General features: G+C 68.5%; 20 protein-coding genes. 9 read left to right on the top strand and 11 right to left on the bottom strand.

The genetic code is table 11. From position 1 onward, the window contains the following. Positions 1 to 47: 47 nt before the first annotated feature. The 4 genes from DFR50_RS20705 to DFR50_RS32220 all read left to right on the top strand — a co-directional run bounded on the left by DFR50_RS20705 (position 48) and on the right by DFR50_RS32220 (position 2,037). Complete coding sequence (locus DFR50_RS20705; protein WP_113891170.1) at positions 48 to 494, top strand: RDD family protein; 447 nt, start codon at positions 48 to 50, stop codon at positions 492 to 494. Positions 495 to 544: 50 nt separating this feature from the next. Continuing rightward, positions 545 to 1,279 carry an arginyltransferase gene (locus DFR50_RS20700; RefSeq protein ID WP_113891169.1) on the top strand — a complete coding sequence of 245 codons (735 nt, stop codon included), beginning with the start codon at positions 545 to 547 and terminating at the stop codon, positions 1,277 to 1,279. 246 nt (positions 1,280 to 1,525) lie between these two features. After that, the gene (locus tag DFR50_RS33635) at positions 1,526 to 1,765 is read left to right on the top strand and encodes an SRPBCC family protein (protein ID WP_113891168.1); all 240 of its coding nucleotides are present in this window, start codon (positions 1,526 to 1,528) and stop codon (positions 1,763 to 1,765) included. After that, on the top strand, positions 1,672 to 2,037 hold the full coding sequence (locus DFR50_RS32220) for an SRPBCC family protein (protein WP_170153309.1): 366 nt from the start codon (positions 1,672 to 1,674) through the stop codon (positions 2,035 to 2,037). The genes DFR50_RS33635 and DFR50_RS32220 overlap by 94 nt, the downstream gene beginning before the upstream one ends. A 529-nt stretch (positions 2,038 to 2,566) precedes the next feature. On the opposite strand, the gene DFR50_RS20685 is transcribed toward DFR50_RS32220, so the two are convergent. Next, positions 2,567 to 3,418 (bottom strand): Npun_F0296 family exosortase-dependent surface protein, encoded by an 852-nt coding sequence (locus DFR50_RS20685; protein ID WP_113891166.1) that lies wholly within the window; start codon positions 3,416 to 3,418, stop codon positions 2,567 to 2,569. Between the two features lie 313 nt (positions 3,419 to 3,731). Here DFR50_RS20685 and DFR50_RS20680 point away from each other — a divergent pair, with 313 nt between their 5' ends. The 5 genes from DFR50_RS20680 to DFR50_RS20660 all read left to right on the top strand — a co-directional run bounded on the left by DFR50_RS20680 (position 3,732) and on the right by DFR50_RS20660 (position 6,551). Beyond that, positions 3,732 to 4,295, top strand: coding sequence for a NifU family protein (locus DFR50_RS20680; RefSeq protein ID WP_113891165.1), 564 nt, complete (start codon positions 3,732 to 3,734; stop codon positions 4,293 to 4,295). Further along, positions 4,292 to 4,888, top strand: a complete 597-nt coding sequence (locus DFR50_RS20675; protein WP_113891164.1) for a methyltransferase family protein — start codon at positions 4,292 to 4,294, stop codon at positions 4,886 to 4,888. The genes DFR50_RS20680 and DFR50_RS20675 overlap by 4 nt, the downstream gene beginning before the upstream one ends. Positions 4,889 to 5,096: 208 nt before the next feature. Next, complete coding sequence (locus DFR50_RS20670; RefSeq protein WP_113891163.1) at positions 5,097 to 5,663, top strand: methyltransferase family protein; 567 nt, start codon at positions 5,097 to 5,099, stop codon at positions 5,661 to 5,663. 47 nt (positions 5,664 to 5,710) lie between these two features. Continuing rightward, positions 5,711 to 6,277: a histidine phosphatase family protein gene (locus tag DFR50_RS20665; RefSeq protein ID WP_113891162.1), complete on the top strand. Its 567-nt coding sequence runs from the start codon at positions 5,711 to 5,713 to the stop codon at positions 6,275 to 6,277. Between the two features lie 88 nt (positions 6,278 to 6,365). Further along, positions 6,366 to 6,551, top strand: coding sequence for a hypothetical protein (locus DFR50_RS20660; protein ID WP_113891161.1), 186 nt, complete (start codon positions 6,366 to 6,368; stop codon positions 6,549 to 6,551). Positions 6,552 to 6,566: 15 nt separating this feature from the next. Here the strand turns inward: DFR50_RS20660 and DFR50_RS20655 are convergent, their stop codons facing one another. From DFR50_RS20655 to ntrC, 10 genes are all read right to left on the bottom strand, one after another. After that, positions 6,567 to 7,262 carry an ABC transporter ATP-binding protein gene (locus DFR50_RS20655; protein WP_113891160.1) on the bottom strand — a complete coding sequence of 232 codons (696 nt, stop codon included), beginning with the start codon at positions 7,260 to 7,262 and terminating at the stop codon, positions 6,567 to 6,569. After that, on the bottom strand, positions 7,255 to 8,547 hold the full coding sequence (locus DFR50_RS20650) for a lipoprotein-releasing ABC transporter permease subunit (protein WP_113891159.1): 1,293 nt from the start codon (positions 8,545 to 8,547) through the stop codon (positions 7,255 to 7,257). Before DFR50_RS20650 ends, DFR50_RS20655 begins: the two co-directional genes overlap by 8 nt. A gap of 145 nt (positions 8,548 to 8,692) precedes the next feature. Then, on the bottom strand, positions 8,693 to 10,021 hold the full coding sequence (gene proS, locus DFR50_RS20645) for a proline--tRNA ligase (RefSeq protein ID WP_113891158.1): 1,329 nt from the start codon (positions 10,019 to 10,021) through the stop codon (positions 8,693 to 8,695). A gap of 326 nt (positions 10,022 to 10,347) precedes the next feature. Beyond that, positions 10,348 to 12,840, bottom strand: a complete 2,493-nt coding sequence (locus DFR50_RS20640; RefSeq protein WP_113891157.1) for a beta strand repeat-containing protein — start codon at positions 12,838 to 12,840, stop codon at positions 10,348 to 10,350. A 374-nt stretch (positions 12,841 to 13,214) separates the two neighbouring features. Next, positions 13,215 to 13,613 carry a type II toxin-antitoxin system VapC family toxin gene (locus tag DFR50_RS20635; RefSeq protein ID WP_113891156.1) on the bottom strand — a complete coding sequence of 133 codons (399 nt, stop codon included), beginning with the start codon at positions 13,611 to 13,613 and terminating at the stop codon, positions 13,215 to 13,217. Continuing rightward, complete coding sequence (locus tag DFR50_RS20630; RefSeq protein WP_113891155.1) at positions 13,610 to 13,876, bottom strand: AbrB/MazE/SpoVT family DNA-binding domain-containing protein; 267 nt, start codon at positions 13,874 to 13,876, stop codon at positions 13,610 to 13,612. Before DFR50_RS20630 ends, DFR50_RS20635 begins: the two co-directional genes overlap by 4 nt. 324 nt (positions 13,877 to 14,200) lie before the next feature. Continuing rightward, positions 14,201 to 14,614 carry a DUF2442 domain-containing protein gene (locus tag DFR50_RS20625; RefSeq protein ID WP_113891154.1) on the bottom strand — a complete coding sequence of 138 codons (414 nt, stop codon included), beginning with the start codon at positions 14,612 to 14,614 and terminating at the stop codon, positions 14,201 to 14,203. Further along, complete coding sequence (locus DFR50_RS20620) at positions 14,601 to 14,849, bottom strand: DUF4160 domain-containing protein (protein WP_113891153.1); 249 nt, start codon at positions 14,847 to 14,849, stop codon at positions 14,601 to 14,603. Before DFR50_RS20620 ends, DFR50_RS20625 begins: the two co-directional genes overlap by 14 nt. Before the next feature lie 68 nt (positions 14,850 to 14,917). After that, the gene (locus tag DFR50_RS20615; protein ID WP_113891152.1) at positions 14,918 to 17,179 is read right to left on the bottom strand and encodes a ComEC/Rec2 family competence protein; all 2,262 of its coding nucleotides are present in this window, start codon (positions 17,177 to 17,179) and stop codon (positions 14,918 to 14,920) included. 377 nt (positions 17,180 to 17,556) lie between these two features. After that, the gene (ntrC, locus tag DFR50_RS20610) at positions 17,557 to 19,047 is read right to left on the bottom strand and encodes a nitrogen regulation protein NR(I) (protein ID WP_113891151.1); all 1,491 of its coding nucleotides are present in this window, start codon (positions 19,045 to 19,047) and stop codon (positions 17,557 to 17,559) included. Positions 19,048 to 19,054 lie beyond the last annotated feature (7 nt).

Genomic DNA, 19,054 nt, shown 5'->3' with positions numbered 1-19,054 from the left:
CCACATCCTCCCTGCTACTCTAAGGGGCGTCGAGCCCGGAGGATCGTATGTCTCAGTTCGTGGCCATGTCGCCGGCGCCTTCGCTTCGCGCCGACGCGTTCGCCGGCGTCCGCACGCGACGCATGGTCGCGGCCTGCTTCGACTTCGTGCTGGTGAGCGTTCTGGTCGCGCTGTTCTGGACCACGTCGGTCGTTCTGACGCTGGGATTCGCGCTGTTCGTCCTGCCGCCGCTGTGGCCGATCGTCGCGTTCTTCTACAACGGCCTCACGGTGTCCGGACAGCGAATGGCGACGCCCGGCATGCGCCTGATGGACCTCGAGATGCGCACGCACGACAGCGGCCAGCGCGTCCCGTTCGTCAACGCGGCCGTGCAGGCGGTGCTGTTCTACGTCAGCTGGTTCTTTCCGCCGATCTTCCTCGTGTCCCTGGTCGATTCGGAGAAGCGCTGCCTGCACGACATCCTGTCCGGCGTCGTCGTGGTCCGGCGGATGTGACGCCGGACCGGTAGACCACCAAGGGAGCGGAACACGGGAGAGGGCACGGCGTGACCAGGGAAGTGCGCGACGCCCCGCAGTTCTATCTAACCGCGCCTTCGCCGTGCCCCTATCTGGCCGGGCAGCAGGAACGGAAGATCTTTACCCATCTGGTCGGCAAGCGCGCCGCCTCGCTCAACGACCTCCTGACCCAGACCGGCTTCCGTCGCTCGCAGACCATCGCCTACCGGCCGGCCTGCGAAAGTTGCCGCGCCTGCGTCTCGGTGCGCGTGCTGGTCGACGACTTCCGTCCGAACGACAGCCAGCGCCGGGCGATCCGCGCCAACGCCGACCTCCTCGGAAGCTTCGTTCCGCCCAAGCCCACCAACGAGCATTTCTCGCTGTTCCGCGCCTATCTCGACGCGCGGCACCCCGAGGGCGGCATGGCCGACATGTCCTCGCTCGACTTTGCGATGATGGTCGAAGACACCCACATCGACACCCAGCTCGCCGAATACCGGCTGCGCAGGACCCCGAACGAGGCAGGCCCGCTCTACGCCGTCTGCCTGACGGACAGGCTCGCGGACGGCCTGTCGCTGGTCTATTCCTTCTACGCCCCGCACCATGCGCGCCGGTCGCTCGGCGCCTACGTCATTCTCGACCACATCGAGAAGGCGCGCGCGCTCGGCCTGCCGCACGTCTACCTCGGCTACTGGGTCGAGGGTTCGAAGAAGATGGGCTACAAGGCCGCCTACCTGCCGCAGGAGCGCCTCGGCCTGCACGGCTGGACGCGGGTGGAGCGCTAGCCTGCGTCTCACGAGAACGACTTGGGCCAATTCGGAAAGGCAGCGCGATGCTGACCGAGCGTCGCGCGGGACCGAGCCTCTTTGGCCGCTCGGCCTGGCCCTGATCGACCGTCTCGCGCGCACCGAGCCGCCATCCTCGAAAGGAACGTCGACAGCGATCGACGACAGGAAGCCGTCGAAAAAGGCCGAGGCCAACCTGGCCGCGACCGCCACAATGGCCAGGAGCTCTCGCGACGAGATCGACCCATGCCCAGTGACGCCCAAACTCCTAACCGCCGAATCGTCTGGCCTCGTCAGCATTCCCCATCGTCGGCCGTCGTGTTCGCCCACAACACGGTCGACATCAGAGCGTCACCGCAAAGGGTATGGTCGCTGCTCATCGACTGCGTCGCGTGGCCGCGATGGTACAAACACTGTTCGGACGTATCCATTTTGCGCGGCGGCGCCGCCTTACAGGCCGGCGCGAATTTCGCTTCAAGACGCTAGGATATTCCTTCGAGCCGGAAGTCGTTACGTTCGATCCCTATAGCATGCTCGTCTGGTCCGCCAACGGCCCGGCTGGAACAAGCGGCGCACATCCGTGGTACATCGAGCCGACGCAGAACGGCTGCACGGTGATCACGGAAGAAGCGCAGAAAGGTTTGCTTCTGTTGATCTTGGCGCGGCGCGTCCGCTCCGAACTCCTCGCCTCGCACGAGGACTGGGTGCAATCGCTGAAGAGGCTGGCTGAGTCTGGCCAATCGGTCCAGACCCTCTGATAGGGAATATCCGCCGGAGGGCAAGTTCTGTCGGAAGTATCGTATCCGAAAGAAGCCATAAAGTCGGGCGTGAGCATGGCGCGCGGCGCTGGGTTGAACAAGGGCGCTGCAGCTCGGCGCCCCGCTCGGGGTCAGACGTCCTCGATATCGCCTTCGCAATTCCGCGACGCCGATTCCGTCGGCTCGTTGATCCAGATCAAGACGTCGGCCGCGAATCCGCTCATCGTAGAAGCCGTCGACCGTCTCATCCTGCCGCGGCCAGTTCGGCCAAGGATTGGCATTGGTGACGAGGGCGAATCGGTCGGAGCAGGCCACGGCCAAAAGCCTCGAAGAGGCAGCCGCGATCACTCTCCGAAGAGCTGGGGCCGAAGCGGCGAGGCCGCTCCGGCCCTGCTTCATGTCAAGAGACCGGCCTTGCTCGCCTCCAGCATTGGAGACGCTGACGACGACGGCGACGCCGCGCCGGGGCGGCGGCCGCCGCCGTCGCACGCGCTGATAGTCGCCGCCTCTCGAGGATGATCCGGCGCGCTCAGGCGTCGATCGACCGGACGGGACGTCGCTTGCCGTGAGCGCCCGCCCAGAGGAGCCCGGCGAACCCTGCCAGCATCATCGCCCAGGTCGACGGCTCCGGCACGGTGACGGAATGGACCAGTTGAATGACCGTGCCATTGCCCATTGTCGCGTACTGGCCGACGGTATGGTTGTCGGACTCGTAGCCGCCGCCGTTATTGACCTCGCTGAACTCGATCTTGCTGAACGTTCCACCCTGGTCGAAGAAGTTCAGGAAGATATACGGCTCGCCGCTGTCTTTGCCGTGGAAGCTGCCCGGGTTCGGATTTCCGTAGTACAGGCTCGGGTCCGCCGATTGTGCGACCGCTGTGAGTACGTCCTGCGGATCGAAGGTGAACAGCTTGTTGCCGTCGCCGCCGTAGAAGGTGACGAAGTTGCCCTTGTCCAGCGCCGACAGCCAGAATCCGAAATAGTCGATTCCGCCGGGGATCGTGGACGACAGGGTGAGCGTGTAGGGCGTGCCGGTGAACGCGGCGATGTAATTGGTGTTTCCACCCGCGCCGCCGTACTGGTCGGCCGCGTTGATCTGAATTCCGCTCGCGGTTCCCGCCGTGTAGGTTCCCGTGATGAGACCGCCTGTGCCGTAATCCGTGGTGATGGTCTGCGGATAGCCATGCACCGGCTGGCTGTTGAAGGTCTCGACTCCACCCTCTTTGACGCCAGACGCATTCGTCTTGAAGGTTGCGGTGGTGTTCTCGACGCCCGCCGCCTCGCCTTCGTAAGACACTACGAAAGTCGACGCCTTCGCGCCGCTCGCCCCAAGGGCGAGCAGGGCGCAAACCGCAGCGCCGACAGGAAGAATCTTCATCATGTTTACGCCAGTCCTCACATATATCGTCAAACCTCAAGCCGGCGCTGGTTTACATAGGTTTGTGGAAAAGGCAAGGCGCCGGTATGGCGCAGCGTAACATCGGTGTCTCTTTGTGAGTCGGAACTGCGAGCGAGCCTCCGTGGGCCTCGACTCGACCGCTGGCCCGGCCGTCCGCGACGCTCCATCCGGAGTCGACCGCTGCGGGACGCCGAGGCGTCGGCCGTCCTTCCTGCGACTCCGGCGAGGCCCCTTCCCGACGCCTTGCCTCGACGCCCGCGCCCACCTATCTAATCCCTTCGAGGAGCCCCGCCCCATGTTCATCCAGACCGAAGCGACCCCCAACCCCGCAACCTTGAAGTTCCTGCCGGGCAGGACCGTGATGGAGGACGGCACGTTCGAGGCGCGCGATCCGGCCGATGCGGAGCGCTCGCCGCTCGCCAGGGCGCTGATGGAGCTTCCCGGGGTGACGGGCGTGTTCTTCGCCAACGATTTCATCTCGGTGACCAAGGCCGAGGGCGAGTGGCAGCATCTTCGCCCCGCCGTTCTCGGCGTCGTGACCGAATTCTTCCTCTCCGGCGCCCCGCTGATCGAGGCCGGCGGCGCAGACCGGGTGACGACCGGCGAGTTCTTCGACCCGAAGGACGCCGAGACGGTCGAGGCGATCAAGGAATTGCTCGAGACCCGCGTCAGGCCCGCGGTCGCCGGCGACGGCGGCGACATCGTGTTCAAGGGCTTTCGCGACGGGATCGTCTATCTCAAGATGAAGGGCGCCTGCTCCGGCTGCCCGTCCTCGACCGCGACGCTCCGGCACGGGATCCAAAACCTGCTCAAGCACTTCCTGCCTGACGTACAGGAAGTGCAGCAGATCGAAGCGTGACGCCCCTCGACCTCGAGGCCGGGGGCGCCCTCTATCGCTGGCTCTTCCCCGTCCTGTGGCTCGGCTTCGTCGCCGTCTGGATCGCGATGGCGCGCGGCGGGAAGGCGGTCGCCGAGCGGGAGGACGCCTTTTCCCGGCTCTCGCATTATCTGCCGCTGGCGCTCGGCATCGTTCTCATCGCGGCGCCGGACATCCCCGTCCCGCCGCTCGACGGCCGCTTCGTTCCGCTGGCGCTCTGGCCCGTCCGGCTGGGCGCGGCCGTGACGGTCGCCGGAATAGCCTTCGCCATCTGGGCGCGGCTCTGGATCGCGGGGAACTGGAGCTCGGACGTCACGCTGAAGCGCGACCACGAGCTCGTCGTCGACGGGCCCTACGCTCTCGTCCGCCACCCGATCTACACCGGAATTCTGTTCGGCCTCGCCGGAACCGCCCTCGCGGTCGGGGAATGGCGCGCCGTGCTCGGCGTCGCGCTCGTCGGCGTCGCATGGTGGCGCAAGCTGACGATCGAGGAGACCGTCATGCGGCGGCAGTTCGGCGACGCCTACGCGCGTTACGCCAGTCGCACGCGGGCGCTGATCCCGTTCGTGCTGTGACGCCGCCGCGGACGGATAGACCAGCACGGAGGCGTCCCATCGGCCCGACCGGAGTCATGGTCATCCGACATATGGAGAAGCCCGTTCCGGAGCGGGCGCCGGGCTTCGCGAGCGATGGCTCCCCCCGACCCGAAACCCGGGCGCGCCGGCTGCTTCCCTGTCGTCTGGATCCTGATGGCCGAGCGGCAACGCTCGCGGAGGCGCTACGGTGTCGTATCGGCTGATCATCCCCGTCCTGTGGCTCGCCTGGTTCGCGGTCCGGATGGTTTTCGCGCGAAGGGTGAAGGCGGACGCGGCGCGGGAGGGTGTTGCGTCGCGGCTGACACATGTCCTGCCGCTCTTGGTCGCCGCGTACCTGCTCGCCGCGCCGAACGTTCCGGTTCCGCTCCTCGACGCGCGCTTCCTGCCCCCCGACATGCGCTTCGTCCGGCTCGGGACGTCGCTGACCTTCGCCGGCCTCGCCTTCGCCGTCTGGGCGCGCGTCTGGCTGGCCGGGAACTGGAGCGGCGCGGTGACGCTGAAGCACGGCCACACCCTCGTCGTCACCGGCCCCTATCAATGGGTCCGGCGCCCGATCGACGCCGGGCTCCTGCTCGCCCTGATCGGGACGGCGGTCGCGGTCGGCGAAGGGCGCGCGATCCTCGCGGTGGTCCTCGCCGCCGCCGCGCTGTGGCGCAAACTCCGGGTGGAGGAGGCGGTGATGCGCCGCGAGTTCGGCGACGCCTACCGGAATTATGCAAATCGCACGCGGGCGCTCATCCCGTTCGTGCTATGATGCGCTGGGGGAACGGATAGCGTCACCCGACCGCAAGGGGGTGCCTTATGAGCCCGACGCGAATCATGATCATCCGTCATGCCGAGAAGCCCGTGCCTGACAGGGCGCCCGGCTTCACCGCAGACGGTTCGCCGGACCTCCGAAGCCTGAGCGAGACCGGGTGGGAGCGGGCGCGACGGCTGGTCGGCTTCTTCGCCCAACCGAGCGCGCGGCACATCGAGAGGCCGGACGTCGTGTTCGCCGCGGCGGCGGACGAGGGCAGCAAGCGCCCGGCTCAGACGGTCATCCCCCTGGCGCAGGCTTTGTGGCCGGAATCCGGGCCGCAGCCGTTCAACGCGACGATCGCCAAGGACGACGCGCAGGCTCTGGCCGACGCGGTGATGAGGGAAAGCGGGGTCGTGCTCGTGTGCTGGGAGCACAAGGCGATCCCGGGCGCGGTCGCAGCGCTTCCCAATGCGCCCGCGACGCCGGAGGCTTGGCCGGGCGACCGCTTCGACGTCGTCTGGATCCTCAAGCGCAAGCCGGACGGATGGGAGTTCAGGCAGACGCCGCAGATGCTGATGCCGGGCGACCAGAACGCAGTGATCCCGTTCGCGCGCCGCGCCGATCCCTGATCGGGGCGCCCCAGCCGACGCGCTTGCCGCCATGGAACAATCGCGTCAGGCCGGCGTTGTCGTGGGTGGGACTGCCCTGGAGGGGACCATGCGGCTCGTGCTCGCGATCGTTGTCATCGTTTACCTGGTGGGGGTCGGCGTGGCGCTCGCCCCCATTGTCGAGGGCGCCTGGAACAGCGGGACCGCCGCCGCCTTCGCCGAGACGGTCGGGCGAGCGTTGCCGGAAGCCCTGGCCTGGCCCGTCAGGCTCGCGCGCGCGAACGCCGGGGCGTGAGGCGACCGTCGCCGATCACGTCACCTCGGCCACCCGCCCGTCCCGGATCGTCACCCGCCGGTCCATCCGCGCCGCGAGCTCCATGTTGTGGGTGGCGATGAGGGCGGCGAGGCCGGTCGCCTGCACCAGCGAGGCCAGCGTGTCGAACACGTGGCCGGCGGTCTTCGGGTCGAGGTTGCCGGTCGGCTCGTCGGCGAGCAGGATCTTTGGCCCGTTGGCGACGGCGCGGGCGATCGCCACCCGCTGCTGCTCGCCGCCCGACAGCTCCGCCGGCCGGTGGCGCTCGCGCTTGGCGAGGCCGAGATAGGCGAGCAGCTCGCGCGCCCGCGCCGCCGCCTCGGCGCGCGCCAGGCCCGCGATCATCTGCGGCAGGACGAGGTTCTCCAGCGCCGAGAATTCCGGCAGAAGCTGATGGAACTGGTAGACGAAGCCGATCTGGCCGCGCCTCAGCCCCGTGCGCTCGTCGTCGCTCATGGTCGAGGTCGGCTTACCGCCGACCAGGATCTCGCCGGCGCTCGGCCGCTCGAGCAGGCCCGCGAGATGCAACAGCGTCGACTTGCCCGCGCCCGAGGGCGCGATCAGCGCGACCGACTGGCCGGGAAGGAGGGCGAGCGAGGCGCCGTTGAGCACCTCGACCGTGGTTTCGCCGCGCCCGTAGCGGCGCTCGACCGCGTCCAGCGTCAGCGCGGCGAAGCGGCCGGCTTCATTCATAGCGCAGCGCCTCCACCGGATCGAGCTTCGCCGCGCGCCACGACGGATAGATCGTGGCGGCGATCGAGAGCGCCAGCGCCAGCCCGACCACGGCCGCGACGTCGGTCGGCTCGACCCGGGAGGGAAGCTGCGACAGGAAATAGAATTCCGAGGGAAACAGGTTCTGGCCGGTCATCCACATCAGGAAGCGGCGGATCGGCTCGACGTTATAGGCCACGAGGAGGCCGAGGATCAGCCCGACGAAGGTGCCCACCACGCCGATCGTCGCGCCGGTGATCAGAAAGATGCGCATCACCGCGCCGCGCGTCGCCCCCATCGTGCGCAGGACCGCGATCGCGCGCCCCTTGTCCTGCACCAGCATGATCAGGCCGGAGATGATGTTGAGCGCCGCCACCAGCATGATCAGCGCCAGAATCGCGAACATCACGTTGCTCTCGACCGCGAGCACGTCGAAGAAACTGCGGTTGAGCTGGCGCCAGTCGGTGTCGATCATCGGCCGCTGCTGCGCCGGCTCGATTCTCCGGCGCATCGCGTCCATGTCGTCGGGGTTCTGGACATACACCTCGATGACGTTGGCCTGCCCCTCCTCGTTGAAGAAGGTCTGCGCCTCGGCGAGCGGCATGAAGATGAAGGTGTTGTCGAAGGTCGACATGCCGATCTGGAAGATCGCCGCGACCGGATAGGCCTTCATCCGCGGCGTGACGCCGAACGGCGTCTCGGCGCCGTGGGGGGCGATGATCGTCACATTGTCGCCGACCCTGAGGCCGAGGCGCTCGGCGAGCTTGGCGCCGACCGCGAGCCCCTGCCCCCGGTCGAAGCCGTCGAGCGAGCCTTGCGTGATGTGACCGGCGACGCCCGGCAACCGCTCGAGGTCCTGCCCCTTGACGCCGCGCACCAGCGCGCCGGCGGAGCCGTATTGCGTCGTCGCGAAGGCCTGGCCCTCGACCAGCGGCAGCGCCAGCGTCACCCCCGGGACCTTGCCGACCCGCTCCGCCACCGCGTCGTAATCGGTCAGCGGCGTCTCGATCCCCTGCAGGAACATATGGCCGTTGAGGCCAATCATCTTCTCCATCAGATCGTGGCGGAACCCGTTCATCACCGACATGACGACGATCAGCGCCGCCACCCCGAGCACGATGCCGAGGAACGAGAACCCGGCGATCACCGAGATCGATTTCTGGGCGTTGCGGGCGCGCAGGTATCGGAACGCCACCATCCACTCGAACGGCGCGAACGGCCGCGCGGCGCGCTTGGCTGCGGCGGTGTCGACGGCGGCGGCGGTCATGCGGGGCGACCCCTCATCCGGCGCTTCGCGCCACCCTCTGCCCGAGGGAGATGGGCCCCCCCTCTCCCACCGGGAAAGGGACAGCCGCCCACAGGGCGTCCGCCTTTCGGCGGACTGGAGGCGGCAGGGTGAGGGGACGCCGTCATCACGCCTTGCCGCCGAGCCTGTCGATCGCCGCCTCGACGCCGAGGAGTTCGCGCTCGCCGCTCCGGCGGATCTTCAGCTCGACCTTGCCCTCGGCGAGACTCTTCGGGCCGACGATCACCTGATGCGGCGCGCCGACGAGGTCCATGGCGGCGAACTTCGCGCCCGGCCGTTCGTCGCGGTCGTCGTAGAGAACGTCGACGCCGGCGGCCTCGAGCGCGCGGTGGATACGGGCGGACGCGCCGTCGCAGGCCGCGTCGCCGACCTTGAGGTTGATCAGACCGACCCGGAACGGCGCGACCGCGTCCGGCCAGATCGGGCCCGCCTCGTCATGGTTCGCCTCGATCAGCGCGGCCGCGAGCCGGCTCGGGCCGATGCCGTAGGAGCCCATATGCACGGCCGTCTCCTTGCCGTCCGGTCCGTTGACGACCGCCTTCATGGGAGCGGAATATTTGGTCCCGAAGTAGAAAATGTGGCCGACCTCGATTCCGCGCGCCGAAACCCGCGCTTCCTCCGGCAGCGCCGCGAAGGCGGCGGCGTCGTGCTTCTCCGAGGTCGCGGCGTAGAGCGAGGTCCACTTGTCGAACACGGCCTGCATGGCCGCCGGATCATCGAAATCGATCGTCTCGGGCGGCGTCTCGAAGCCGAGATAGTCCTTGTGACAAAACACCTCGCTCTCGCCGGTCGAGGCGAGAATGATGAACTCGTGGCTGAGGTCGCCGCCGATCGGGCCGGTGTCGGCCATCATCGGAATGGCGGTGAGGCCGAGGCGCTTGAAGGTGCGCAGGTAGGCGGTGATCATCTTGTTGTAGGAGTGGCGCGCGCCGGCCTGGTCGAGATCGAACGAATAGGCGTCCTTCATCAGGAACTCGCGCGAGCGCATCACGCCGAAGCGCGGCCGCACCTCGTCGCGGAACTTCCACTGGATGTGGTAGAGATTCAGCGGCAGGTCCTTGTACGAGCGCACGGACGCGCGAAAAATCTCGGTGATCATCTCCTCGTTGGTCGGCCCGTAGAGAATGTCGCGCTCGTGCCGGTCGCGGATGCGCAGCATCTCCTTGCCGTAGTCGTCATAGCGGCCGGATTCGCGCCACAGGTCGGCCGACTGCAGCGTCGGCATGAGGAGTTCGATCGCCCCGGCGCGGTTCTGCTCCTCGCGCACGATGGCGCAGATCTTCTGCAGCACGCGCAGGCCGAGCGGCAGCCAGGCGTAGATGCCGGCCGATTCCTGCCGGATCATGCCGGCGCGCAGCATCAGGCGATGCGAGACGATCTCCGCCTCTTTCGGCGTTTCCTTCAGGATGGGGAGAAAATAGCGGCTGAGGCGCATGGGCTGACTCTGCAGACGATTCGAGGCGGAGCGCAAAGCCCCGCGAAAGCGGCCTTATGGCCCCATCGGCGGGCAAAGGGCAAGGTTTCGGGCTCGCCTTTCGCGTCGCGCCCGATCCGGTCAGCCGGGACGCCGGTTGTCGGGCCTGCGCCGCAAGCCAGCAAACGCCTTCCTGTCGAAGGAGACTCCCCGTCAGCCCGCCAGCGAGCCGAGCCAGCGCGCGCTGAGCGTTGCGGCGGCCTCAACGGAAAGCCCCCGCCGCGAGGCGGGGGCTCGACGCGGCGAGGACCGCCGTCGGCGCGAAGCGCGCGAGTGCGGGTCGCGTGCTACGCCGTCTTCGGCGCGCGCATGCGGCGCCGGCCCGCCAGACCGAGGCCGGCGAAGCCGAGGCCGAGCATCGCCCAGGTCGAGGGTTCGGGGGCGGCGGCGGCCACCGTCCCTTCGAGCGTGATCGTGATCGGGGTCAGATCCGATGTCCCGCCGATGTCCGTGCTCGTCGGCGAGAAGGTGAGGGTCTCGAAGACGGTGTTCGGCCCGCCCGAGGCGTCGAAGCGGATCGTCCCGATCGCCTGCTGGCCCGCCGCGAGGTCGAACGTCGCGAAGTCGTAGCTGAACGGCGCGAGCGCGGACGAGGCGGGGCCGAAGGCGCCGCCCAGGCTGTCGGTAAAGGCGCCCGTGGGGTCGTCCCCATAGAGCTGGTTCAGGATCGCCAGGGACAGGCTGGCGCTGCCGCCCTTGCCCACCGTGCCGAAGTCGAGCGTGTAGTGCGTCGCGTCGGTCTCGACCAAGGAGCCGTCTCCGCCCGCCTTCTGCAGGACCGGATCGGCGTAATGGTAGACGTCGCCCGATACGCTGACGGTCTGCGACGCGCTCGTCAGGGCGGTCGTTCCGAGGCCGCTGGTGGTCGCGCCGTCGGAGGCGAAATTGACCGTGACCGTCCCGGTCTTGGCGCCCGCCGTGCGCGTATCGACGCCGACGGCCAGGTTCGCGCCGCCGTCGTTCGACCCGGCCGCGACGTTCGTCACCGAGCCGCCGTTGGCGACGGCGGCGCCGGTCGTGGCGCCGAAGCTCGCGTCGAGACCCTCGTAGTACCCGCCGGTCGGGGCGGTGTTGGAAATCGTCAGGAACTTGCTGGCGCTGTCGCCGACATGCGCGACGACAGGGGCGATCGCGCCCGGCAATGCGCCCGGCGTCGCGTAGCCATAGACGTTTCCGCTCAGGCTGAAGGTCGTCGAGTTCAGAGTCGTGGTCGAAAGATGGCTCGTCGTGGCGCCGTCAGAGAGGAACCTCACGCTGGCCGAGCCGGCGATCGCGCCCGCCGTCGCCGTCGAAAGTCCCAGCGCGATCGCGCTGCTCTGGCTGCCCGCAGCGAGGTTGTTGATCGATCCGCTGACGGTCGCAGAGCCGGTCGGACCGAGCGCCCGCGCATCGAGCCCTTCCGTATAGGCGTAGTTTTGCGAGGCCCCGCCGACATTCTCGATCGACAGCGTCTGGCTGTCGACGTCGCCGACGTGGACGGCGCCGAGCGCGATCGACGCGCCCGACGGGGAGAGAATGCTGGCCTGGGCCAGGTTCCACGCCGTTCCGGTCACCGCGGCAGTCGCCGAGGCGACGTTGGAGAAGTCGCTGACGGCTTGGATCGACTGGCCGCTGAGCGCACCCCCCGTGGTCGGGGCCCAGGCCACGGTGTAGGAGCCGCTGCTTGCCGCGGCGACGATCGGACCGAAATTGTCGCCGCCGCCGGTAATGGTGTTGCCGCCCGAGTCCTTGAGCGAGAGGCTCGCGTCGGTGAGGCCGGTCGTCTGAACGGCGCCCCTCAGCGTCGTGCCGACCGCGGCCGTGGTCGTGTTATGGACCTGGAACGTTGCCGACTTGGTCGCGCCGACGTGGACGGCGCCTAGGGCGACCGTCAACGGGGCGATGGCCATCGTCGTGCCGGTCGGCGCGTCGACCGCGCCGCCTGTGACGTTGGCGAGCGGTTTATAGGCGTTGCCGACGCCGGCGTTGGCGTTGGCGAAGTCCGTGGTCACGGTCAGGGCGCCGGTCAGCGCGATCTTCCCGCCGCTTTGGAGGAGGACCGTGCCGAGCGAGCTCGCCGACCCGAGCGTGAGGGTTCCGCTGACGCTCGTCGCGCCGCCGTTCGTCGTGGCGCCGTTCGTCGCGATGAAGTTGCCGCTGTTTATGTTGAGCGCGCCGCCGTATTGCGCAAGCGAGGACACCGTCTCGTCGCCCGCGACGTTCACCGTTCCGCTGTTGATCGTCAGGGGTCCCGAGCCGAGGGCTTTCGCCGTCTGGGCGTTGAGCGTGCCGCCGGAAACGGTCGTGCCCGCCGAATAGCTGTTCGCCGCAGCGAGGTTCAGAAAGCCGCCATCGACCGTGACGAGGGTCGCGCCGGAGATGACGCCGCTGAGACTCTGCGTGCCGAAGCCGGCGCCGCCGAACGTGATACCCGCCTGAGTCGTCGAGGAATTCCCGATGTTCCCGCTGAAGCTCTGGGCGGAGCTGTTGGTCCCCGAAAGCGTCAGCGTCCAGCCTTTGAGATCGATGAGGCTCCCCGTCAGCGTCGACGACAGCGCTTGCGCCGGCGTCGGCCCGTTGAGGGCGACGGGCAAATACGTCGTGTACGGGGCGGCGAACTCGACGAGGCTGGAAGAGGTCGGGATGGCGCCGGTGCTCCAGTTGCTCGCAAGATCCCAGTTGTATTGGTTGTTCTGCGCGCCGCCCTGCCAGACGGATTGAGCTTGCGCCCCGCCGGCCGCGCCGGCGACGATCGTGCCGGCGAGCAGGGTCAAGCGAAGGTGTCGAAGCGACCTTATCATCTACGGACTCCCGGTGTACAGGATTTCGGCGCCAAGGTTTCCAAGGCGCGCTCAAGAACACCGACCGGGACTTTCCAAGGCCGCCGTTCCCGCGTTGTTTTTTTTTACAGGAAAGTCGCCCACCCCTTTTTGCTGTCTCGTTTCGCTTACAATGTAAAGATGACATCGCCATTTCAAAAACACAATGGCCTCATTTTTGATGCATTCAATAGACTTGTGATAACTGTATGTAACAGCGGTGAAGACACGGCGCGTTCATTTGAGCAAACCATTCGAGAAGATTTGGCGGTTGTGCCGGAGACGGCGTCGCCGGCTCGCAGCGCGCTTTGTCGCTCCTCGTCACCGCGCCCTGGGCAGGTTGGCGGACCGACGCGTCAGGCGAGGAGCTGCGCTCGACGCCCTTGCGCAGCGAGCAAGGAAACGGCCTTTCTATCGAACGAAACGAACGTTTCCGCCCCCAGCGCCGCGCCTTCGAAGGCGATGACGCCGTCGGCGAAGTCGCCCCCCGCTTCGAGGAGGCCGAGTCCCCATTCGACGGCGGGCCGGTCGAGGGCGACGTTGCGGGTCTCGGACAGGCGCCGGATGGCGGCGGCGACGTCCGCGCGCGACACGCCATAACGCCGCGCAAGAACCCACGCCAATTCGCAAAGCGACTGCAGGCTGACGGCGACCGTCTCGGCCTTTTCCAGCGCCTCGATGGCGAGGGCGCTCTGCGCCTCGTCGTCGCCCACGATCGCCCGCAGCAGAAGGTTCGTGTCGGCGGTGATCTTCATTCGTCCGTGACCCCGGCCGCTGCGCCGCCTTCCGCGATCGCCTCGGCGATGTCGTCGAGGCTGAGCCGCGCGCCGTTGGTCCGGTCCTTCAGAAATCCATGCAATTCACGGAACGAACGCTTTTCGCGCTCCGCAGTCAGCTGCGCCCGGCCGTCCGGCAGCAGGTCGAGATGAATCCTGCCTCCCGGCTGGACGCCGAGGTGCCGCAGCACATCCTTGCGGAACGTGACCTGTCCCCGCGCCGTGACGGTCAATGTGGTCATGGCAGGCTTTCGCTTGGTTCTCTTTATGTAATGCGAAGTTGCATTATTTTCAACGCCTGTCCGCCCTACGGCTGCCCCGGCGCCGCCTCCTCCGTCTCCCCCGGCTCGGCGCCGTGCGTCCCCCGCCCCGGGCGCACGATCCGGTCGTCGAGGGGTGGGCGGCCCCGTGCAACCGATGATTGGACGGGGGGCCGCCGCTCCGCGGCGTCGGCGGCGTCGTCATCCGCTGTTGCACTTGAGCGCCCGCCGCCAACGGCGGCGCCGTCTCTCTTCCTCCCCGTCCAAGTCCGCCCCCTGTGGCCGTCGTGCAAAGTCAAAACGCTCTCAACCGCCCCCCGCCTTGCGGGGCCGTCCGCCTTTTCGGCCGTTCTCCCGCGCCGCGGCGGCCTTGGCTTGCGAACGGGTCTTGCCGCCGGCCGCTCCAAGCCCGGCCGCCATCCAGCGTCTCGAACCGAGCACGCCTTGCAGAAGCGCCGGCACGTACACGTCTGCGTCCAGTTTCGGCCAGTGAAGACCGAGACCGGCCGGACTGACCTCGATGTCGGCCAGATTGTCCGCCGACGCGCCGGCGAGACCTTCCGCGAGGCGCGTCGGGAAAGCGATCTGCACGCCGGTATTCAGGTTCACGACGATTCGGGCCGTGCGGCGATCGTAGCGCGCGGAGACGGCAAAGCCGTTCGCTCGCAGCGCCGCCATCCGCTCTTCGGCCTGTCGAGCGTCTTCCTCAGATACGGCCATGAATCCTTCTCCATTCGGCACACAGGGTCGCCACCGCGCCCGCCAGTTCATTTTCGACGCGGTTCAGCTCGGTTCGGCTGAGGCCGAAGGTCTCGCGCAGCGTCGGCGGTCCGTTGGGACAATTCAGGACGAACACGGCCTCTCCGCTCGCTCCCTTGACATGAACGTGCGCAGGTCGATGGTCGTTCGGATAAACGATCACGCGCAGCCCGTCGAAACGGAGAACGGTCGGCATCTCCTCCTTACTTTAACAGAACCCAACCGCTTCGGAAAGCGCCTGACGTCTGCGGCCGACGGCGGTCCCTACGGCTGCCCCGGCGCCGCCTCCTCCGTCTCCCCCGGCTCGGCGCCGTGCGTCCCCCGCCCCGGGCGCACGATCCGGTCGTCGAGGGCAGGCGCCGGCGCTGGCGACCACGGGCGGTTCTGCAAGGTCGTGCGGTCGGCGGCGAGCGCGAACCCCTTGTCGTCGCTCCACGTCAGCCCGACCGCGCCGAGCCGCGCCAGCGCGCGCTCGTCGAACACGAATTTCGCCCCGCAGTCGCCCGGGGCGGTCAGGCTGCTGACGACGATCTCGGCGCGCGAACAGTCCTCGTCGAACGCCAGACGGTCGAGCACGAGGCTCAGGAACTCCCCCTCCGGCAGCGCCGCGACGCAGCCGAGCCGGTCGCAGGGCGCGTTCGGATCCCGCGCCTGGGCAGGCTCGCGGCCGTCGCCGTCGGCGGTCAGCCACTGTTCGGCGGCGAAGGCGTTGAAGCGCTTGCCCACGATCATCAGTCTCCCGTCGGCGTCGCGCACCGCGGCCTGCTCGCCGGAGGGCGCGACGATCACGTCGAAGCGCGGTCCGTCGAGCGCGCCGATCAGGCCGACGATCGCGAACGGAATCGCGGTCGCGCGAAAGAGCCAGGTCCGCCAGATCGTCGCGCTGAGGACGGCGAGGGCGAGAAACGGCAGCGCGAACGGGGCGAAGGCGCGCAGATGCACGGTCGAGGCCGGCGCGGCGGCGATGAAGCCCGCGACCCAGAGGATGAACTTGATCCCGAGCCCGACATAGAGCCAGACCGGCGCGTCGAGACCGAGCGGATAGAGCGCGGTTCCCAGAAGCGCGCCCGGCACGGCGAAGAATTCGATGATCGTGAGCGTCAGCGGGTTGCCGACCAGCACGTAGGGGCTGAGGTCGTGGAAATGATAGGCCATGAACGAGGCGGTGGCGCTGGTGGCGCAGGCGGTCGCGAGCAGCAGCGCCTGCGGCCTGTGCAGCAGTTCCGACAGGAGCGAGCGCGGCGGCGGACGCCCCCGCTGCGGCAGCCAGGGATCGGGGTCGGTCTCCAGCGCCGAAAGCCGCGCCTCCATCACCGCAACCAGCGCCGCGACCGCGGCGAAGGAGAGCTGGAAGCTCACCCCCATGATCGCCTCCGGCTCGATCGCGATCACCGCGAACACGGCGAAGGCGAGGTTGCGCATGGTCAGCGCCCGGCGGTCGAGGACCACGGCCCCGAGCACGATCAGCGTCATCACCAGCGCCCGCTCGGTGCCGACGCGCGAGCCGGTCGCGATATCGTAAAAGAGCGAGCCCGCCATGGCGACCACGGCCGCCCACTTCTTGATCGGATGGTTCAAGGCGAGCGTCGGCGACAGCGCGAGCAGCCGGCGCGTCACGAAGAAGACGATGCCCGCGACCAGCGTCATCTGCACGCCGGAGATGGTGATGATGTGGAAGATCCCGGCCTCGCGGATCAAATCCTTGGCGTCGTTCGAGAGGAAGTCGCGCTTGCCCGTCACCATCGCAGCGGCGATCGCGCCCTCGTCGCCGCCGATAATGCGGTCGACCCTGACCGCGAGGCGGTTGCGCGCCCGGTCGATCGCCGCGGCGAAACGCTGCCTCAGGCTGGCGTCCTGCGGCGGCGGCAGAATTTCGATCGCCCCGAGGGTCGAGCCGACCGCGCCGACGCCGGCGAAGAACGCATCGCGGGCGAAGTCGTAGCCGCCCGGCAGCGCCGCGTGCGAGGGCGGCAGGAGCCGGGCTTTCAGGGCGACGAAGTCGCCTGCGACCGCGCCGGGGGCCTTTCGGGTGGTCACCCGGACCCGACGCGGAACCTTTTCGGCGGGCATGCCGTCGGCGCTCGAAACCGCGATCACGAGCCGCGCCCCGACCGTCCTGAGGTCGACCTCCTCGACGGCGCCTTCGAGCGACACGATCCGGATGCGGTCGAGCACGGGCGCAGCGACCCGCGCGGTCCTGAGCGACATGGCGAGAAAGCCGCCGAACAGGGCGGCCAGCGCGAGCGCGACGCCGAATGCGATCGGCCGCGACCGCGCGACGAAGGCGAGGCCGGCGAACACGAGGGTCAGCGCCGCCGGCGCCCAGAGCGCCGGCTCGCTGTCGGCTGCGAGGTTCAGCGCCACGCCGCCCATGGCCGCGACCGGCAGCCACAGGAAGAACCGCCGCTCCTCGACCTCGCGCGCCAGCGCGCCGTCGAAGGCCGCCCGCCAGCCGACCGCCCACGACGACGCGCGGCTCAGGCCCGCGACGCCGGTCAGAACGCCACTGCGCCCCGAAGTAGACATGACGTTAGATAAGCACGGCGGAGGAATGGTGGAAAGCGTGGACTTCGAGGCGGAGCGCAGGGGACGCGCCGACAAGCAGCGGACGATGTCGGTCTCGGAGCCGGTCCACGATGTCTCGAGGCGACCGGGAATTCCCGCAGCGCAAGCGCCGTGACGACCAGAGAGGCGGCGTGCCCGCCGCCGGGGTGCGCGAGACGGGCGCCCTCCGGGAGGGACGGCGTCTCGCCGTCCAGCTCAGCTTCCTCCTGCGCGTTCTCGTCGGACCGACGGACCGGCGCGACACGCGCATCGAAAGAAAACGCCGAGGGTCGAGGCGACCGGCGTCCGAAGCGCGGCAGCGTCGGCGGCGCCCCGGCCGCGAACGCCCGGGCGGAGCCTTACCGGAACGTCGGCATCTCGCGCAGGTTGAGGTCGCGGATCTTCTTGCGCAGGGTGTTGCGGTTGAGGCCGAGGATCTCGGCGGCCTTGATCTGGTTTCCCCGCGTCAGCGCGAGGGTCGCAGCGATCAGCGGCGCCTCGAGATCGTGCAGCACGCGGTGATAGAGGCCGACCTGCGGGCTCGCCGCGCCGAACGAGCGGAACAGGTCGGCGATCGCATGTTCCATCGCCGCGTTGAAGCCTTCTCCCCCCGCAGGCGCGTTGGACGGCGCCGCGCGCGGGCGAAGGTCGTCGGCCGGCGTCGGAGCGGGCGCGAGGGACGGCGCGCCGGCGGCGGTGAGCTCCGCCTCGATCAGCGCCTCGCCGATCACGTCCTGCGGGTAGAGCGCCGCGAGCCTGCGCGTGAGGTTCTCGAGTTCGCGCACGTTGCCCGGCCAGGAATAGCGCTTCATGCGCTCCATCGCCGCCGGTTCGATCGACTTCAGCGGCAGCCCCTCGGCCACGCCGCGCAGGAAGAAGGAGCGCACCAGGTCGGCGATGTCCTCCGGCCGCTCGCGCAGCGGCGGCAGCCGGATCGGCACCACATTCAGGCGGAAGAACAGGTCCTCGCGGAAAGAGCCCTGCTGGATGGCGAAGCGCAGGTCCTTGTTGGTCGCCGACACGATGCGCACGTTGGTCTTGATCGGCGTCCGTCCGCCCACGGTGGTGTATTCGCCCTGCTGCAGCACCCTGAGCAGCCGCGTCTGCGCCTCCATCGGCATGTCGCCGATCTCGTCGAGGAACAGGGTTCCGCCCTCGGCCTGCTCGAACCGGCCGACCGAGCGCGCCGCCGCCCCGGTGAAGGCGCCCTTCTCGTGGCCGAACAGCTCGCTTTCGATCAGGTCGCGCGGAATGGCGGCCATGTTGATGGCGACGAACGGACCGTTCTTGCGCTTGCCGTAGTCGTGCAGGGCGCGCGCGACCAGTTCCTTGCCCGTGCCCGACTCGCCCGAGATCATCACGGTGAGGTCGGTCTGCATCAGCCGCGCCAGCACCCGGAAGATGTCCTGCATCGCCGGCGAGCGGCCGACGATCGGCATGACCTCGGTCGGGGCGTGGTCGTCCTCCTCGTCGCGCCGGCGCTTCGGCTCGGCGAGCGCGCGCCCGACGATCGAGACCAGTTCGCGCAGGTCGAAGGGCTTCGGCAGATACTCGTAGGCGCCCCGCTCCGAGGCCTTGATCGCCGTCATGAAGGTGTTCTGCGCGCTCATCACGATGATCGGCAGGTCGGGCCGGATGCGCTTGATCCGCGGCAGGAGATCGAAGGCGTTGTCGTCGGGCATAACTACGTCGGTGATGACGAGATCGCCCTCGCCCGCCGCGACCCAGCGCCACAGGCCCGCCACCGTCCCGGTCGCGCGGACCTCGTAGCCCGCCCGCGACAGCGCCTGGTTCAACACGGTGCGGATACCCGCGTCGTCGTCGGCGACCAGAATCTGACCAGCCGGCATGCTCACA

Origin of the sequence: Roseiarcus fermentans, assembly GCF_003315135.1 — a bacterium.
In the GTDB taxonomy this organism is placed as follows: domain Bacteria; phylum Pseudomonadota; class Alphaproteobacteria; order Rhizobiales; family Beijerinckiaceae; genus Roseiarcus; species Roseiarcus fermentans.
The sequence above is the reverse complement of the archived record's forward strand: the minus strand, read 5'-3'. Positions and strand labels throughout refer to the sequence as shown.

What these genes read in the sequence shown, in the direction of transcription:
- DFR50_RS20705 (WP_113891170.1), top strand. Translation starts at nt 48, where the DNA reads ATGTCTCAGTTCGTGGCCATGTCGCCGGCGCCTTCGCTTCGCGCCGAC.
- DFR50_RS33635 (WP_113891168.1), top strand. Translation starts at nt 1,526, where the DNA reads ATGCCCAGTGACGCCCAAACTCCTAACCGCCGAATCGTCTGGCCTCGT.
- DFR50_RS20685 (WP_113891166.1), bottom strand. Translation starts at nt 3,418, where the DNA reads ATGATGAAGATTCTTCCTGTCGGCGCTGCGGTTTGCGCCCTGCTCGCC.
- DFR50_RS20680 (WP_113891165.1), top strand. Translation starts at nt 3,732, where the DNA reads ATGTTCATCCAGACCGAAGCGACCCCCAACCCCGCAACCTTGAAGTTC.
- DFR50_RS20665 (WP_113891162.1), top strand. Translation starts at nt 5,711, where the DNA reads ATGAGCCCGACGCGAATCATGATCATCCGTCATGCCGAGAAGCCCGTG.
- DFR50_RS20660 (WP_113891161.1), top strand. Translation starts at nt 6,366, where the DNA reads ATGCGGCTCGTGCTCGCGATCGTTGTCATCGTTTACCTGGTGGGGGTC.
- DFR50_RS20655 (WP_113891160.1), bottom strand. Translation starts at nt 7,262, where the DNA reads ATGAATGAAGCCGGCCGCTTCGCCGCGCTGACGCTGGACGCGGTCGAG.
- DFR50_RS20650 (WP_113891159.1), bottom strand. Translation starts at nt 8,547, where the DNA reads ATGACCGCCGCCGCCGTCGACACCGCCGCAGCCAAGCGCGCCGCGCGG.
- proS (WP_113891158.1), bottom strand. Translation starts at nt 10,021, where the DNA reads ATGCGCCTCAGCCGCTATTTTCTCCCCATCCTGAAGGAAACGCCGAAA.
- DFR50_RS20640 (WP_113891157.1), bottom strand. Translation starts at nt 12,840, where the DNA reads ATGATAAGGTCGCTTCGACACCTTCGCTTGACCCTGCTCGCCGGCACG.
- DFR50_RS20635 (WP_113891156.1), bottom strand. Translation starts at nt 13,613, where the DNA reads ATGAAGATCACCGCCGACACGAACCTTCTGCTGCGGGCGATCGTGGGC.
- DFR50_RS20630 (WP_113891155.1), bottom strand. Translation starts at nt 13,876, where the DNA reads ATGACCACATTGACCGTCACGGCGCGGGGACAGGTCACGTTCCGCAAG.
- DFR50_RS20625 (WP_113891154.1), bottom strand. Translation starts at nt 14,614, where the DNA reads ATGGCCGTATCTGAGGAAGACGCTCGACAGGCCGAAGAGCGGATGGCG.
- DFR50_RS20620 (WP_113891153.1), bottom strand. Translation starts at nt 14,849, where the DNA reads ATGCCGACCGTTCTCCGTTTCGACGGGCTGCGCGTGATCGTTTATCCG.
- DFR50_RS20615 (WP_113891152.1), bottom strand. Translation starts at nt 17,179, where the DNA reads ATGTCTACTTCGGGGCGCAGTGGCGTTCTGACCGGCGTCGCGGGCCTG.
- ntrC (WP_113891151.1), bottom strand. Translation starts at nt 19,047, where the DNA reads ATGCCGGCTGGTCAGATTCTGGTCGCCGACGACGACGCGGGTATCCGC.